This is a genomic window from Vibrio sp. M260112 (assembly GCF_036533775.1).
Classification (GTDB): Bacteria; Pseudomonadota; Gammaproteobacteria; order Enterobacterales; family Vibrionaceae; genus Vibrio.
This window is the reverse complement of the sequence record NZ_JATABH010000185.1, coordinates 1-583: the sequence shown is the minus strand read 5'-3', so window position 1 is coordinate 583 and position 583 is coordinate 1. Positions and strand designations below refer to the sequence as shown.

At 47.3% G+C, this 583-nt stretch carries 4 tRNA genes; all 4 read left to right on the top strand.

Annotation, left to right across the window (positions count from 1 at the left end):
- Positions 1-17: 17 nt before the first annotated feature.
- The 4 genes from QTN95_RS20975 (at position 18) to QTN95_RS20960 (ending at position 522) form a co-directional block, all read left to right on the top strand.
- Positions 18-92 (top strand) — tRNA-Gln (locus QTN95_RS20975).
- Positions 93-208: 116 nt separating this feature from the next.
- Positions 209-293: transfer RNA gene (locus tag QTN95_RS20970), tRNA-Leu, on the top strand.
- 14 nt (positions 294-307) lie between these two features.
- Positions 308-384, top strand: a tRNA-Met gene (locus tag QTN95_RS20965).
- Between the two features lie 53 nt (positions 385-437).
- A tRNA-Leu gene (locus tag QTN95_RS20960) sits at positions 438-522 on the top strand.
- The last annotated feature ends 61 nt before the right edge of the window (positions 523-583 follow it).

The following is a 583-nucleotide window of genomic DNA, read 5'->3' as shown; positions in this document are numbered from 1 at the left end:
CTCTTTGAGAGCACTGCAGGTCTATCGCCAAGCGGTAAGGCAGCGGCTTTTGATGCCGCCATTCCCTGGTTCGAATCCAGGTAGACCTGCCATTATTTATAGGCTCACTAGATGCCACATCTATTGTTCCTGGTTAGGCTATCAGTAGCCTGACATATACAACGTTGTCTTGATTTTACCAATTATCAGGATGACTACAGATTAAGATGCGGAAATGGCGGAATTGGTAGACGCACCAGATTTAGGTTCTGGCGCCGCAAGGTGTGAGAGTTCAAGTCTCTCTTTCCGCACCATTCTTAATCACTATGGCTACGTAGCTCAGCTGGTTAGAGCACATCACTCATAATGATGGGGTCACAGGTTCGAATCCCGTCGTAGCCACCATATACAACGTTATCTTGATTTTACCAATTATCAGGATTACTACAGAACAAGATGCGGAAATGGCGGAATTGGTAGACGCACCAGATTTAGGTTCTGGCGCCGCAAGGTGTGAGAGTTCAAGTCTCTCTTTCCGCACCATTCTTTAAGTCTCTCTTTGAGAGCACTGCAGGTCTATCGCCAAGCGGTAAGGCAGCGGCTT